Origin of the sequence: Aeromonas tecta (assembly GCF_000820185.1) — a bacterium.
GTDB lineage: Bacteria > Pseudomonadota > Gammaproteobacteria > Enterobacterales > Aeromonadaceae > Aeromonas > Aeromonas tecta.
On the sequence record NZ_CDCA01000020.1, the window covers coordinates 181,688 to 195,305 of the forward strand.

19 protein-coding genes are annotated in these 13,618 nt (G+C 62.3%); 12 read left to right on the forward strand and 7 right to left on the reverse strand.

Annotated features, from left to right (window positions below; all coding sequences use genetic code 11):
- Positions 1 to 18: 18 nt before the first annotated feature.
- The gene (locus BN1137_RS05625) at positions 19 to 906 is read right to left on the reverse strand and encodes a LysR substrate-binding domain-containing protein (RefSeq protein WP_050717646.1); all 888 of its coding nucleotides are present in this window, start codon (positions 904 to 906) and stop codon (positions 19 to 21) included.
- Positions 907 to 997: 91 nt separating this feature from the next.
- Between BN1137_RS05625 and BN1137_RS05630 the strand changes: the two genes are divergently transcribed.
- Positions 998 to 1,855, forward strand: a complete 858-nt coding sequence (locus BN1137_RS05630) for a DMT family transporter (RefSeq protein WP_050717647.1) — start codon at positions 998 to 1,000, stop codon at positions 1,853 to 1,855.
- Between the two features lie 10 nt (positions 1,856 to 1,865).
- Here BN1137_RS05630 and BN1137_RS05635 read toward each other — a convergent pair whose 3' ends face one another.
- Positions 1,866 to 2,453 carry a uracil-DNA glycosylase family protein gene (locus BN1137_RS05635; RefSeq protein WP_050717648.1) on the reverse strand — a complete coding sequence of 196 codons (588 nt, stop codon included), beginning with the start codon at positions 2,451 to 2,453 and terminating at the stop codon, positions 1,866 to 1,868.
- A 101-nt stretch (positions 2,454 to 2,554) separates the two neighbouring features.
- Here BN1137_RS05635 and rarD point away from each other — a divergent pair, with 101 nt between their 5' ends.
- Positions 2,555 to 3,460, forward strand: coding sequence for an EamA family transporter RarD (gene rarD, locus BN1137_RS05640; RefSeq protein WP_050717649.1), 906 nt, complete (start codon positions 2,555 to 2,557; stop codon positions 3,458 to 3,460).
- Entirely contained in the window at positions 3,457 to 3,807 is a 351-nt protein-coding gene (locus BN1137_RS05645; protein WP_050717650.1) for a GIY-YIG nuclease family protein, read from the forward strand. The genes rarD and BN1137_RS05645 overlap by 4 nt, the downstream gene beginning before the upstream one ends.
- Positions 3,808 to 3,849: 42 nt before the next feature.
- Here the strand turns inward: BN1137_RS05645 and pspG are convergent, their stop codons facing one another.
- The 4 genes from pspG to BN1137_RS05665 form a co-directional block, all read right to left on the reverse strand.
- Positions 3,850 to 4,068, reverse strand: a complete 219-nt coding sequence (pspG, locus tag BN1137_RS05650; protein ID WP_050717651.1) for an envelope stress response protein PspG — start codon at positions 4,066 to 4,068, stop codon at positions 3,850 to 3,852.
- 45 nt (positions 4,069 to 4,113) lie between these two features.
- The gene (locus tag BN1137_RS05655) at positions 4,114 to 4,320 is read right to left on the reverse strand and encodes a PspC domain-containing protein (RefSeq protein WP_050717652.1); all 207 of its coding nucleotides are present in this window, start codon (positions 4,318 to 4,320) and stop codon (positions 4,114 to 4,116) included.
- Positions 4,321 to 4,322: 2 nt separating this feature from the next.
- Complete coding sequence (gene pspA / locus BN1137_RS05660) at positions 4,323 to 4,985, reverse strand: phage shock protein PspA (RefSeq protein ID WP_050717653.1); 663 nt, start codon at positions 4,983 to 4,985, stop codon at positions 4,323 to 4,325.
- Between the two features lie 209 nt (positions 4,986 to 5,194).
- Positions 5,195 to 5,923: a 1-acylglycerol-3-phosphate O-acyltransferase gene (locus BN1137_RS05665; protein ID WP_050717654.1), complete on the reverse strand. Its 729-nt coding sequence runs from the start codon at positions 5,921 to 5,923 to the stop codon at positions 5,195 to 5,197.
- A 176-nt stretch (positions 5,924 to 6,099) separates the two neighbouring features.
- On the opposite strand from BN1137_RS05665, the gene BN1137_RS05670 reads away from it, so the two are divergent.
- Genes BN1137_RS05670 through BN1137_RS05690 form a run of 5 tightly spaced genes read left to right on the forward strand, consistent with a single transcriptional unit; the run spans position 6,100 to position 10,047 of the window.
- The gene (locus tag BN1137_RS05670) at positions 6,100 to 6,477 is read left to right on the forward strand and encodes a hypothetical protein (RefSeq protein ID WP_050717865.1); all 378 of its coding nucleotides are present in this window, start codon (positions 6,100 to 6,102) and stop codon (positions 6,475 to 6,477) included.
- 53 nt (positions 6,478 to 6,530) lie between these two features.
- Positions 6,531 to 8,609 carry a protein-disulfide reductase DsbD family protein gene (locus BN1137_RS05675; RefSeq protein WP_050717655.1) on the forward strand — a complete coding sequence of 693 codons (2,079 nt, stop codon included), beginning with the start codon at positions 6,531 to 6,533 and terminating at the stop codon, positions 8,607 to 8,609.
- Positions 8,606 to 9,346 (forward strand): DsbA family protein, encoded by a 741-nt coding sequence (locus BN1137_RS05680; RefSeq protein ID WP_050717656.1) that lies wholly within the window; start codon positions 8,606 to 8,608, stop codon positions 9,344 to 9,346. The genes BN1137_RS05675 and BN1137_RS05680 overlap by 4 nt, the downstream gene beginning before the upstream one ends.
- Before the next feature lie 14 nt (positions 9,347 to 9,360).
- A complete protein-coding gene (locus BN1137_RS05685) occupies positions 9,361 to 9,513 on the forward strand; it encodes a thioredoxin domain-containing protein (RefSeq protein WP_050717657.1) in 153 nt (50 codons plus the stop codon).
- A 3-nt stretch (positions 9,514 to 9,516) separates the two neighbouring features.
- On the forward strand, positions 9,517 to 10,047 hold the full coding sequence (locus BN1137_RS05690; RefSeq protein WP_050717658.1) for a protein disulfide oxidoreductase: 531 nt from the start codon (positions 9,517 to 9,519) through the stop codon (positions 10,045 to 10,047).
- A 79-nt stretch (positions 10,048 to 10,126) separates the two neighbouring features.
- On the opposite strand, the gene BN1137_RS05695 is transcribed toward BN1137_RS05690, so the two are convergent.
- Positions 10,127 to 10,537, reverse strand: a complete 411-nt coding sequence (locus tag BN1137_RS05695; RefSeq protein WP_050717659.1) for an EF-hand domain-containing protein — start codon at positions 10,535 to 10,537, stop codon at positions 10,127 to 10,129.
- 325 nt (positions 10,538 to 10,862) lie between these two features.
- Here BN1137_RS05695 and atcJ point away from each other — a divergent pair, with 325 nt between their 5' ends.
- From atcJ to atcC, 4 genes are read left to right on the forward strand one after another with little or no spacing between them, the layout of a single operon-like run.
- The gene (gene atcJ, locus BN1137_RS05700) at positions 10,863 to 11,147 is read left to right on the forward strand and encodes a cold adaptation protein ActJcold adaptation protein ActJ (protein ID WP_050717660.1); all 285 of its coding nucleotides are present in this window, start codon (positions 10,863 to 10,865) and stop codon (positions 11,145 to 11,147) included.
- A gap of 23 nt (positions 11,148 to 11,170) precedes the next feature.
- Positions 11,171 to 11,698 carry a cold adaptation protein AtcA gene (gene atcA, locus BN1137_RS05705; RefSeq protein WP_050717661.1) on the forward strand — a complete coding sequence of 176 codons (528 nt, stop codon included), beginning with the start codon at positions 11,171 to 11,173 and terminating at the stop codon, positions 11,696 to 11,698.
- Positions 11,699 to 11,711: 13 nt separating this feature from the next.
- Positions 11,712 to 12,473, forward strand: a complete 762-nt coding sequence (atcB, locus tag BN1137_RS05710) for a cold adaptation protein AtcB (RefSeq protein WP_050717662.1) — start codon at positions 11,712 to 11,714, stop codon at positions 12,471 to 12,473.
- Positions 12,474 to 12,483: 10 nt separating this feature from the next.
- Positions 12,484 to 13,389: a cold adaptation protein AtcC gene (gene atcC, locus BN1137_RS05715; protein WP_050717663.1), complete on the forward strand. Its 906-nt coding sequence runs from the start codon at positions 12,484 to 12,486 to the stop codon at positions 13,387 to 13,389.
- The last annotated feature ends 229 nt before the right edge of the window (positions 13,390 to 13,618 follow it).

The following is a 13,618-nucleotide window of genomic DNA, read 5'->3' on the forward strand; positions in this document are numbered from 1 at the left end:
ATAAAACACTGATGAATGCTAGCTAATACTCTGCCTCGTCTCCATCATCAGCCATTGTCGCAAGCGGCTGATGGCGGGCTCGTGTGCCCGTGCACGCTTGCAGGTAAAATAGAAGGCATCTCCCGTCACCAGCTGATGCACCGGCAGCGCCACCAGCTGGGGATCGTCCGGCCGCAGCATGTAATCGTTCACGAACGCCACCCCCTGATCCCAGGCCGCCGCCTCCATGGCGAGCAGCACGTGGCTGAAGTGGTGCATGCGTGCCTCCTCCGGGATGACCAGGCCGCCGGCTTTGGCCCAGCGCTGCCAATCCTCTCCCCGCGCCTTGTAGATGGATTGCACCGATAACAGCGGCAACTGCCAGATGGCCGCCGGCCACTCCCCTTCCACCTGTTGCAGCAGACGGCGGCTGCAGACCGGGAACAGTCGCTCCAGATAGATGAGATCGTGGCAGTAACCACGGCCATGGGGGGAGACGGTGATGAAGCAGTCCGCCACCCGATCCGAGAGCTCGGGGTCTTCCGCCACCATCTCCAGGCTCAAGTCCAGCTCGGGGTAGAGTTGGCGCAGCCCCGCTAGGCGGGGGATCAGCCACTTCACCGCGAACGAGCTGTAGACCGCGAGCCGCAGCCGCATCTCGCCGCCCCCGCGCAGCTGCTCGCTGCTCTGGGCAATCTGGCCGAGCCCGGCCGCGATGCCCTCGAAGTAGAGCTCTCCCTGCGCGGTCAGCGACAACAGCCGCCCCTGGCGCAGCAGTAATCGCTCACCCAGAAAGTCCTCAAGCAGCCGGATCTGGTGGCTGACCGCGCTCTGGCTGACGTTCAACTCGAGCGCCGCGCGGGAGAAACTGAGCAGGCGGGCGACTGCCTCGAAGTATTGGACGGCGCGCAAGGGGGGCAGCTTCATTATCCAAAATTCTCATAGATGATGATTTTTTATCATTTTACTGGATAACTGGCCCCAGGCTACCCTCCCCTCATCTGACATGGGAGGTGGTATGAATGCAGTCGGGATCGGCATCCTTTATCTGGTGCTGGGCAACATGGTGGCGGTCTTTTCCGATGCGCTGGTCAAGGTACTGGATCCGAGCCAGCCGGTGTTCCAGTTCGTGTTCTTTCGCCAGCTCTCCGCCGCCCTGCTGCTGACCCCCTGGCTGCTCTGGTCCTGGCGCCGCAATCCACCGGTCGCCCTCAAGTGGCATCTGCTGCGCGCCCATATCTGGGCCATCGGCGTCTGCCTGATGGTGGTCGCCCTCACCCGGCTGCCGCTCGCCACCGCCAACGCCCTGTTTTACGCGGCGCCGCTGCTGATGGTGCCACTCGCGGTCTGGCTGGCGGGGGAAGCGCTGTCGCGCCAGAAGGTGGTGACGGCGCTGATCGGTTTTCTCGGGGTATTGATCGTGCTGCGACCGACCGAGGTGAACTGGGCTGCCCTTGCGGCGCTCGGGGTGGCCCTCTCCATGGCGGTCAACAACCTGCTGATCAAGCGGATCCCGCTCAAGCAACCCATCGCCCAGACCCTGTTTTTCACCAACGTACTGAGCATGCCCATCATATTGGCGCTGGCCTGGTGGGAAGGGGGGGATTGGCAGTGGCAGATGTGGTGGCCTGCGCTCGGCTCATCGGCGCTGATCATGGTCTACGCAGGGCTCTGTGTGGTGGCCTACCGCAAGGCGGAGGCGAGCAAGATCGCCTCGGCAGAGTACACCGGCCTGTTGATGGCGGTCGCCATCGGGGTCTGGTTCTTCGACGAGCAGCCGGGGTTGCCGCTGCTGCTGGGGTGTCTGTGCATCATACTGCCGCTCATCGCCATGGCCCGTGGCAAGTCAAAGCCCGTCCCCGAGCCGGTAGGCTAACCCAACGGCGCTAGGATAGAGCCAGCAAAGGGGCGACCCGCTGCTGCAAGTGAGGAACCACTTCCCGTTCAAACCAGGGATTCTTGCTGAGCCAGAGGGTGTTGCGCGGCGAGGGATGCGGCAACGGTAACCAGGCGGGGCCGTAGTCTGCCCAGTGTCTGACCGTCTCGGTGAGCGTGCCTTTGGCTGCCCGGCCCAGGTAATGGTGCTGGGCATATTGGCCAATGAGCAGGGTCAGCTCGATATGGGGTAGCAACATCAATACCTTGTCGTGCCAGGTCGGCGCGCATTCCGGGCGCGGCGGCAGATCCCCCGACTTGCCCCGGCCCGGGTAGCAGAGCCCCATCGGCATGATGGCGATGCGTGACTCGTCGTAGAAGGTTTCCTTGTCCACCCCGAGCCAGCGCCGCAATCGATCGCCGGAAGGATCGTCCCAGGGAATGCCGCTGGCATGCACCCGGGTGCCCGGCGCCTGGCCGATGATCAGCAAACGGGCACTCTCGGCGCCACAGATCACCGGGCGGGGCCCGAGCGGCAAATGGGCCTCGCACAACCGGCAGGCCCGGATCTGTTCAAACAGGATATCGAGTCGATTCATCGCCCGATGGTAACAGACTTTCCTGCTCCATCCTGCTTGTGAAACCGCCAGCGGATACTTATCATGCGCGCACATTTGTTTAATTTAATAAACGGAATCCGATGAAGAACTGGATGGGCCCCGGCAGTGCGGCTCTCTCCTTCGTGCTCTGGGGCATGCTGCCGCTCTATTACCAGTTCATGCCCAAGGTCAACATGTGGGAGCTGCTCTCCCACCGGGTACTCTGGTCGGTCGTCCTGCTCGGCGGGATCTTCCTGCTGCTCGGGGTGCGCGTGCCCTGGGCACGCCTGCGCAGCGAGCCGCGCCAGCTCGGCCTCATCCTGCTGGCGGGCCCCGTCATGTCCATCAGCTGGTGCATGTTCACCTGGTGCCTGACCACGGGCCAGGTGCTGGCCACCAGCCTCGCCTTCTTCATGACCCCGCTGTTCAACATCGTGTTTGCCGTGCTCTTCCTGAAAGAAAAACTCAGCCCGCAGAAGCATCTGGCGGTCGCGCTGGCGCTGGCGGGCCTCGCCTACATGCTGTTCTCCTACGGCCAGCTGCCCTGGTTCTCCCTCATCATGGGGGCCAACTTCGCCTTCTACGGCCTCATCAAGAAGAAGGTGCGCTACGACGCCGGGGTCAGCCTCTATCTCGAATCCCTGGCGCAGCTCCCCATCGCCCTGCTGGTTATCGGCTATCTGGCCCTGCAGGGCAGCAGCCAGTTTATGGCCGGGGACTGGAGCGAGCGCCTGCTGATGATGGGCAGCGCCCCTGCGACCCTGTTGCCGGTTGGGCTGTTCTGCTACGCCGTGGCGCGCACCCGCATGAGCACGGTCGGCCTGCTGCAATATATCGAGCCGAGCCTCGCCTTCCTGCTCGCCATCTTCTGGTTCGGGGAGATCCCGGATCCGGTGAAATCCGTGGGCTTCGCCTTCGTCTGGGCCGGCCTGCTGATCAGCCTGCTGATCAGCCTGCTGCCCCTGCATCGGTTAAAACGGAGTCGAGTTCAGTGGAAAGCGTCATGAAGGCGGACGTTTGCACTAATAAACCAACAACTAACTGGTTTATCTATCTGGTGCGCACCAATGCGGGCGCACTTTACGCTGGTATCAGCACGGATCCGGACAGGCGTCTGCGCCAGCATCAGAGCGGCAAGGGGGCCCGTGCCCTGCGCGGCAAAGGGCCATTGACCTTGGTGTGGCGCCAAGAGGTCGAAGACAAGGGGCAGGCCCTGCGCCTCGAATATCGCCTCAAGCAGCAGAGCAAGGCCTTCAAAGAGCAACTGGTGCAAACCCCGACCCTGTGGGATGAGTGGAGTCAGCCCTGGCTGACCAGCTTCTCCAAACCCGAGTCAGTCAGCCCGGCGCCATAAAAAAGACCACCGCAAGCGGTGGCCGCAAAGTGCCAGGGAGGCCTAACGATAGGGATTGGAGTGCTTGCGCCTGTTGCTGAGCAACCAGCACACCACCAGCAATAACAGCAGCCAGGGCGCCAGCTTGATGATGAGGGCAAACATGCCAGCCAGGATGCCGAACAGCACGAAGACCCCGCTCACCAGCAGCATGGCCAGCACGGTAAAACCGGTCAGCGCCATGGTCACCAGCACCAGCATCAAAACAATAAATTCCAGCATGTGTTGCTCCTCACGCATCTCACTTGCCAGCGGGAAGACTCGGGGTCAATCCAGCCAGCGTTTCAACTCACGACGGGGCGGCATCACCAGCACCGCCAGCAGGTAAGCGGCCAGGGCCAACGGCGGCATCAGGATCAGGGTGAGCAGCGCCACCACCCGCACCGTCACCCTCGAGATCCCCAGCCCGTTGGCCAGACCGGCGCACACGCCTGTCAGCTTGCGATGGGCCAGATCTTTGGGCCAGGGTGTCATGATTACACCTCGACCTTCTGGCCCTTCAGACGGGCCAGTTCACGTTCGATCTCGTCATTGAGTTCCAGCTCGCGGAACTGGGCCTCGAGGGACGGATTTTGCCCCAGGGTCGCCGCCTCCAGCTGGGCTTCCAGCTGATCCACCCGGCCCTGAAAGCCGTCGAAACGGGCCATCAGCTCGTGCATGCGCTGGTTGTCGACCTGGGCACGGGCCCGGATCCGGCTGTGGGCAGTCTGCTCGCGCAGGGTCAGCATCTTCTGCTTCTCCCGCGCCTCGGTCAGCTTGGCGGCCAGCCGCTCGCTGTCGGCACTGAGCTGGGCCAGCACCTCGGCCACCCTGGCCTTGTCCTGCTCCAGTTGCTCACATTTTTTGACCTCTGCCAGCTTCTCGGTGAGGGCGGCGCGGGCCAGGTCTTCACGACCCTTCTGGATGGCGAGCTCGGCCTTGGCCGACCACTCCTGGATCTGGTGGCGTAGCGCCTGCTGGTGGCGCTCCAACTGCTTCTGCTCGGCGATGATGCGGGCGGCCTGGGTTCTCATCTCGACCTGCACCTGTTCCATCTCTTCGATCATCAGTCGCAGCATCTTCTCCGGCTCTTCGCTCTTGTCGAGCAGGCTGTGCAGGTTGGCATTGATCACATCGGTCAGGCGGCTAAATACGCTCATGGTCTGGCTCCTTGTTCATAGGGATGACGTCTCTTCTCATACCGTTACAAGAGCCGTGCCAAGATGATTTATCCTTTCTTTACAACTAGATGGGGGTTGGTAGTGAGAATTCAACAAGCAGAATGTGGTGAAAAAAACCAATAGAATGGTGATTTTCACCAATAAAAAAGGGAGCCGGCGGCTCCCTCAATCACTTAGAGAATTCTGACTCAAGCAGCCGGTCTATGACCCAGCTTGCTGTCCAGCTCGGCCAGCTTGGCCTCCATCCGGGCGCGGCAGTTGTCAGACAACTCGCGAATGCCGGCTGCGCCATGCTCCTTGCTGCACAGGGGCGGCAGCATCTCCAGCAAGACTTCACCATTGTCCCAGCGGTTCAGGTCAACCTGACCGAAGTAGCTGGAGCAAACGATGGGCACCACTGGTACCTCGGCCTGCACGGCGGTGTGGAAGGCGCCGGCCTTGAACGGCAACAGGCCGCGGCCCTGGGAGCGGGTCCCTTCCGGGAACATCCAGATGGAGGTGCCGCGGTTCTTGATGCGATCCACCACCTGACCTATGGTGCCGATGGCACGGGAGCGGTTGGATCTGTCGATCAGCACGTTGCCGGAGAGCCAGAAGATCAGGCCGAAGAACGGCAGCCACAGCAGGCTCTTCTTGCCCACCGCCACCACGCCGGGGCGCACGGCGCCGGTGACGGTGAAGATGTCGAAGTTGCTCTGGTGGTTGCAGACATAGACCGCCGGGCCGACGTTCTTCACCTCGTCCGGGATGATGACCCTGACCTTGAGCCCGATCAGCGGGCAGACCGCATGGTACATGCGAGCGAAAACATAGACGTTGTTGGGGTGGCGCGGGCGCACCAGACAGAGCAACAGACCAAACACGAACCAGAAGACGAGCAGCAGCGTTAGCAGCAGCACACGGGCAAGTTTGAGCATCGAACACCTCGAAATTTAACTCAGCGCAGTATACTGGTCCCCCTTTTAGCGAACAAGCGTTCGCCAAACAGAACCGACCACAACGGATCCGCCTGGAGAGGCGCAAGCCACCCTCCCGACTTGCCCCACCCGCCATTGGCCGTTAGGATGTGCCCATCTTGATGGACGGGGCGAGCATGATGTTGCAACAACGCGCGGCGAAACGACTCCTGCTGCTGGTCTGCCTGCTGGTGCTCAACTGTGCGGCCCAGCCGCTGGCCCGGCTAGCCATGCTCGATCACGCCCTCAGCTGCCAGACACTGCCGCAACAGAACAGTGCCGAGGATCAGGATGGCGCCCACCCCCTCAGCCCGCAGCCAAACAGCTGCCAGCTCAATGGCAAGTGGCTGAGTGCTGCCACCCTGCTCTGCGTCGAGCAACTGTTCTTCGCCATCGCGCTGGTGATAGCCCTGCTGGCACCGCTCTGGCGCCATACCCCCCCCTTACCGCCCCCCAGGGTCATCTCGCCGCCCGAGCGGCGTCTGCATCTTCGTTTTTGCGTCTGGCGGGAATGAGTTCGGCTGCGTTCTTTTATTAGCCGTCATTCATTTTTTGCGAGACAAAACCGATGTCAAATTTCTTCAAGGCAACCCTGTTACTGGGCTGCTTGCTGTGGCAATCCTCAGGATTGGCCAGTGACACGGGCTGGCTCACCAGCCCCCAGAACGATCACGCCAAGGTGCGACTGCAAGCCGACCGCAGCCACCCCGAGCAGACCCGTATCTTGCTCGAAGTCACCCTCGAGTCAGGCTGGAAAACCTATTGGCACAGCCCGGGTGAAGGGGGCATAGCGCCCCAGATACTGTGGGATAAACCCGTCAACGATCTGCAGTGGCACTGGCCGGTGCCCCAACACTTCGAGGTGGCCGGGCTCAGCACCCAGGGCTACCAGCAGCATGTCAGCTTCCCCATCAGCCTGCACTACCCGGCCGATGAGGCGCTCAGGGGCACCCTGCGCCTCTCTACCTGCAGCAACGTCTGCATCCTGACCGATTATCCCTTCACCCTGGAGGCGGGTGGCGCGGCGCCAGCCGGTTTCGACTTTGCCTACGCCAAGGGCATGAGCACCCTGCCCCAGTCGCTGCCAACCGGGATCAGCCTGCAGCTCGGCTATCAGCACAACCAGCTGCAACTGCTGGCGGAGCTGCCTGAAGGGTCGCAATCCGAGAGCTGGCAGATGCCTGCGCTCTTTATCGATGCACTGGAGGGGGCCGAATTTGGCAAGCCGCAGCTGGAGGTGCAGGGCCGATTGCTGGTTGCCCGGGTGCCGGTCAGCGATGGCTGGCAGGGGGATGCGCCGGACATTCGCGGCAAGTCGCTCGGCCTGCTGCTCACCAACGGGGAGCAAGCCTGGCAGACCGAGGCCCGCATCGGTGAGCCGCTGACCCTGCCCGGCAAGAGCCAGTCGATATTCTGGTTGCTGGGGGCGGCGCTGCTCGGCGGTCTCATCCTCAATCTGATGCCCTGCGTGCTGCCGGTACTGGCACTCAAGCTAGGCTCCGTGCTGCAACAGCAAGACAGGCGACAGGCCGAGGTGCGCAAGCAGTTCCTCGCCGCCAGTGCCGGCATACTCGTCTCCTTCTGGTTGCTAGCGGCCATGAGTACGCTGCTGCGTGCCACCCAGGGCGCGGTCGGCTGGGGCATCCAGTTCCAGAGCGCCGGTTTCATCGGCTTCATGGTGCTGGTGACGGCGCTGTTTTGCGCCAACTTGCTGGGGCTGTTCGAGATCCGCCTGCCGAGCAATCTCAGCACCCGGCTCGCCACCAGCGGTGGCAATGGCCTCGGTGGTCACTTCCTGCAGGGCAGCTTCGCCACCCTGTTGGCGACTCCCTGCTCTGCCCCCTTCCTCGGCACCGCGGTCGCCTTCGCACTGGCGGCCCCCCTGACCGAGCTGTGGCTTATCTTCACCGCCCTGGGGCTTGGCATGAGCCTGCCCTGGCTTCTGGTGGCGGCCCTGCCACGCCTCGCGCTCTGGTTGCCGAAACCGGGCTGTTGGATGGGGCGACTGCGCATCCTGCTCGGCCTGATGATGCTGGGCTCCAGCCTCTGGCTGGTCAGCCTGCTCGGCAACCATCTGGGCAGCACAGCGACCTGGTGGCTGATGGCGGGTCTGTTGCTGGCGCTGCTGATTGGCACCGTCTGGCGCTATGGCATCCGTGGCTTCACCCTGGCATTGTCACTCTCAGCCCTGGTGGGCGCGGCCCTGCTGCTGGGGGGCGCCTTCACCGCGCAAGGCTCGGCCAGCGTCGATCGGGTGGTCTGGCAGCCCTTGTCGGAACAGGCTATCACTCAGGCATTGGCGCAGAACAAGCGGGTCTTCGTGGATGTCACCGCCGACTGGTGCGTAACCTGCAAGGCCAACAAATACAATGTGTTGCTGCGCGATGAGGTGCAAGACGCCCTCTCGGCCCCCGATGTGGTGGCCCTGCGCGGTGACTGGAGCAAACCCAGCGACGCCATCGCCGCCTTCCTGCGCAAACGCAGTGCGGCCGCCGTCCCCTTCAACCAGATCTACGGCCCCGGTCTGCCGGCGGGAGAGACGCTCTCCCCGCTGCTCGACAAGGCTGATCTGCTGACTATCTTGCGCCGCGCCGCCTCAGCCGAAGGCGACGGGCAGACCACCCCATTCCTAGGAGAAAAGAAATGAAACCGACCCTGCGCAGCTTGACCCTGATCGCCTCCCTCTCCGCCAGCCTGCTGGCCCCGGCCCTGCACGCGGCCCCCTTCACCCCGGAGCAGGAGACCCGCATCAAGGAGCTGATCCGCGAGACCCTGGTCGCCAACCCGAAGATCCTCGACGAGGCGGCCGAATCCTGGGAGAAGCAGAACGCCGCCGCCCAGGAGGCCCAGCTCGGTGACTTCATCAAGGGCAACAAGGACGTGCTGTTCAACAGCGCCACCAGCCCGCGGCTCGGCGCCAAGAACCCCAAGCTGACCCTGGTGCTGTTCACCGACTACAACTGCCCCTACTGCAAGCAGTTCGATCCCCAGGTGACCAAGCTGCTCAAGGCCTACCCGAACGATCTGGGACTGGTTATCAAGTTGCTGCCGTTCAAGGGACAAACCTCCGCCAAGGCGGCCCAGTACAGCCTGACCCTGTGGCAACAGGATCCGGCCCGTTTCCTCCCGCTGCATGACAAGCTGATGAGCAAGCAGGGCATGCTGACCGAGGCGGACATCAACAAGGCGCTGGCCGCCACCGGCAACGTGGCGCTCAAACCCGATGCCAAGGCCACCGAGGAGCTACGTAACAGCCTGCGCATCGGCACCTTGCTCGGGGTGCAAGGCACTCCGGCGACCCTGATCGGCAACCAGCTGGTACCCGGCGCCCTCTCCTACGAGCAGCTGGATCAGCTGGTAAAGACAGAATTGGCGAAGCTGTAATGAGGACACTATCCATGGAACTGCGTTCATACAGTCAGCGCATCGGCACCTTGCTGGGGGTGCAAGGCACTCCGGCGATCCTGATCGGCAACCAGCTGGTACCAAGCGCCCTCTCCTACGAGCAGCCGGATCCGTTGGTGAAAACCGAACTGGCCAGGTTGGGATAACCCATGACAGAGAAAGTTGTAGCTAAAGCGCCCCGCTGGCGACGCTGGGGCAAGGAGGCCATTTGGCTGCTGCTGGCCGCGCTGGTCATCTCCAGCCTGCTGGATCTGTGGCGCGGCCCGACCCTGCCGAGTGGGGCCATGGAGGCGCCGCTCACCCTGCAAGATGGCACCCGCACCAGTTTGGCGGCGCTGAGCCAGGACAAACCGCTGCTGGTCTACTACTGGGCCAGCTGGTGCGGTGTGTGCCGCTTCACTACCCCGACTGTGGAGCAGCTGTGGCAGGAGGGTGAGAACGTGCTGACGGTGGTGCTGCGCTCCGGCAGCGACGCCCAGTTGCAGCAGGGCATGAGCAAGAAGGGGCTCGGCTTTCCCACCCACAACGATGAGCAGGGCAACCTCGCCGCCCAATGGCAGGTGGGGGTCACCCCGACCTTTCTCATCGTCCGGGATGGGGAGGTGGTGAGCAGTACCACCGGCTGGAGCAGCCGCTGGGGCCTGCAACTGCGGCTGCTGTGGGCCAGCTGGACGCGCTAGCTAGCCTGCCACACGCCATCATGACAAGAGCCCGGTGTCGCTACCGGGCTCTTTTTTCATCTTCGTTGGGCCTGCCAGCTTAGGGGGCTGACTGCTGTGCTCGCTGCTCGAGATTGGCCTTGATCTCGGCCCGCTCACTCTCGCCAATCACGCCGTCCCCGTTCTTGTCCAGGCGCTCGAAGATCTTCTCCTGGCGCGCCATGAACTGCGCCTTGGTGGTATCCCCTCTCGGCTTGAGGTGACTCATCCGCTCGGGTACCGGCTTGCCCGCCTGCTTGATCACCTCTTCCACCTTGGCCAGGGCGGCCTCCTTCTCGGCGACCGAGAGCACCCCGTCCCCGTTCTTGTCCTGCATGGCAAAGCGCTGCTCGGCCCGCTCCATGAACTGCCCCTTGGTGATGTCGCCTATCATGGGGACGACCGGCAGCGAATCGACGGCAAAGGCGACACTGCTCACGAGTGCGAGGGAGAGAAGACAAGGTTTGAACATGCTGATGATTCCTTATGCTGACCCGTTCTGACGGTGCCTGATGGATGCCGACCGAGCCGTGACGCCGGCCGATCCCTGCGGTTGGGCAACGTGGAGGCGAAAGAGTTCCTGCCCATCGTCCCTTCTGCCAGTGTAGCTCCGCTGGCGCGCACGGCGCCGGATCCCGCGCCAACTCCCGTTTGGCTTCTTTTCGCGCAAGGTGGCGGCACTTTCATGGCAGTGGCGGTCTGTTTCCGTTAAAATGACGGGTTTTTGCCGTGCCTGGTTTGCCAAGCCCCAGCCGCCCACGGTGTGACCCGATGATGCCAGTGATGCAGGATCTGCCATGAACAACTACTTTCGGGTGCTGGGCGTCAAGTCCAACGCCAGCGAAAACGACATCAAGAAAGCCTATCGACGGCTCTCTAACCAGTACCACCCCGATAAACTGCTCGGGGCGACGGATGAAGAGAAAGAGCAGGCAGCCATCAAGCTGCATCAGGTGAAGCAGGCCTACGAGGTGCTCTCCGACCCCAAGGCGCGGGCCGCCTTCATCAAGGATTTCAACAACGTCATCGTGACCGATCCCGCTTCTGCCATGCAGGAGATGTGGGACCAGTTCTACCCCTGATGCGCTAAGCAAGAAGAGCCACTATGCAAATGAAATGGGACCAGGCGCGGATCAAGGCGCTGATGCAGGACGCCAGCGAGAACATCGAATCCTATCGGGATCTCGACCAGCCCAAGGCGCTGGAGCAGTTCACCGGCAAGATGAAGGCCCTGCTGCTGGCCGATACCAGCATGCTGGAGTTCATGCCCGAATACCTGCCGCTCGCCCTCTATGGCCGGGTACAGTTCCCGCCGCAGGCCAAGCAGGCCTGGCGCAACTGGCTTGGGCAGAGCACCCAACCCTCCTGGGACGAGTTCAAGGTGTCGGTAGCGTTCAACAACGCCGATCTGCCGCTGGTCAAGGCGGTCCGTGCCCTGAGTGAAGCGCAGCTCATCGAAGCCTGCGCCGTGCTCTATCTGCTGGACAACCCGCTGCCGCGCGGTGGCCGTCATGATGACGACCATGAGCTGCGCGATGACGACGAGGATGACGGTGAAGATGCCGACGCCGATTACCATGGCGGTGATGGCGAAGACGACGACCAGGACATGTACGACGAAGTACGCTTCTAACTTGGGGTAACGCATGAATAGTCTGATTGAAATTACCGCCATCGAGATCAAAGAGCTGGCGGTGATCGAGCCGAAGCAGGCGAGCGAGAAGTTCGAGCTGATCGCCAAGACCATGTCCGACGAACAGCTGGTCGAAGTCATTGAAAATATTGATATCGTCACCCTGACCCAGATCAACGGTCAGCACGACATATCCTTCCCGTCGATCATCTCCGAGCTGATGACCCCGGAGCGGATCCGCGACATCGTCTGCCAGCAGCCGCTCTACTGGGAAGAGGCCATCAAGAACAATGCCGATGAGCTGCAACATCATACCTTCGACTTCCTCAACTACCTGATCCGCACCCAGGACAGCGAGACCAAGCAGCGCGAGATCCTGGAGTGCATCGCCGAGGATCCGGCCGGCCTGTTCTACCTCGCCATCCCCTTCATCGAGTTCTATCGCGGTGAGCGCTATGACGATGACGAGGGTTTTCAGGACATGCTGCACGCCGAGGAGGAAGACCTCGAGGAGGCACTCTCTTACAGCGATCGCCAGCAGAGCGAGGATGCCCACGACTACTCCCTTGACGATCCGCGCAGCCTGCTGATGCTGATCCGCGAGCTTGCCCCGTCAGTGGAGCAGGCCATCAAGGCCCTGCTGCGCAGCGAGAACAGCACCTGGGATGGCATCATCAACAAGTTTGCCGCCGAGCTGGTGATGCAGGCCAAAGAGAAGAATCAAGTCGAGGACGAATACAAAGACGTCGACGACATGTTCAGCTTCCTGGATTGAGGCCAGCACCATGCAACTAGTGATACGCGAGAGCAACCAGGGCCCCTTCCTCAGTCAGGTGCTGCGCTTTGGTCGCGAGAGCGAAAAGCTGAGCGAGCAGCAGCTGGCCGCCATCAAGGGCAAGGCGGTGCTGATGAGCCTCAAATTCGCCGACAAGTACTACAACAAGTACAAGATGCACCTGCTGGAGCAGGCCGCCCACGACGTGATCGGGGTAGTCAGCCTGGGGTTGCAGGAGCTGTCACAGCAAGACCGTGCCAAGGCACTGGCGCTGCTGCAAGCACCGGAAGGCCCGGTCAAACCCTTCCAGAAGGGTTGGTCCATGCTGATCTCGGTCAGTCCCCGCCAACCGGGTGGCAAGAGCCTCTATGGCGAGGTGGACGCGCGGCTCCTGGACAAGATCTCCAGCCCGCCGGATGTGGAAGAGTGGCAAGGCTGGCAGGAGTACGAGAAGGCGCTGGTGGAGCATAGCAAGATCCGCCTGATGACCCTGCTGGAGCAGCACTTCTTCGCCTATGAGAGCGATCACCCCACCATGGAGGACAAGCTGGCCGAGGCCCTGCTCTACCGCATTCTCTGTGGTCAGGGCAATGGCGCCGCCCAGCTCAAGGTCAAACAGGACCTCAAGCGTCGTCTCGGGCGGGACCTGGTGCTGCAAGAGGAGTGGTTCGATACCGACTATCTGGCCGCCCAGCTGGAGCTGATGTTGGCCGAACTGCCGGGCGAGCTGATCGCAGGGCTGCGCCAGGAGCTGAGCAAGGGCTTCGTGCCCAACCTGCTGCACACCCTGGGTTTCGTGCGCCAGTATCAGCAGTTGCAGCAGACCAACGCCTCGCCGGAGAAGCTCGACAACATGGAGATGCGCGCCGGGCTCAAGCACCCACTGCTCGGCTGGCCGCTCTACCACGACTTCTAAGGACAAGGCAGGTGCTTCACCGCCCCTTCATACAGTCGTTATCCAACGCCCGGCTCGCCGGGCGTTGTGCTGTTTGCCGTGAGGGCCATGACAACAGCGGCCCCATTATTCAGATAGTTATGCATTCCTACAGCACTCCACCCTGAATAGCACTTTCCCCCTCCTGCGCGCTTATGGCAGGAACTCATGGCGGGAATAAGGTGACAAAGGTGGTAGGGATCTCGCCTTA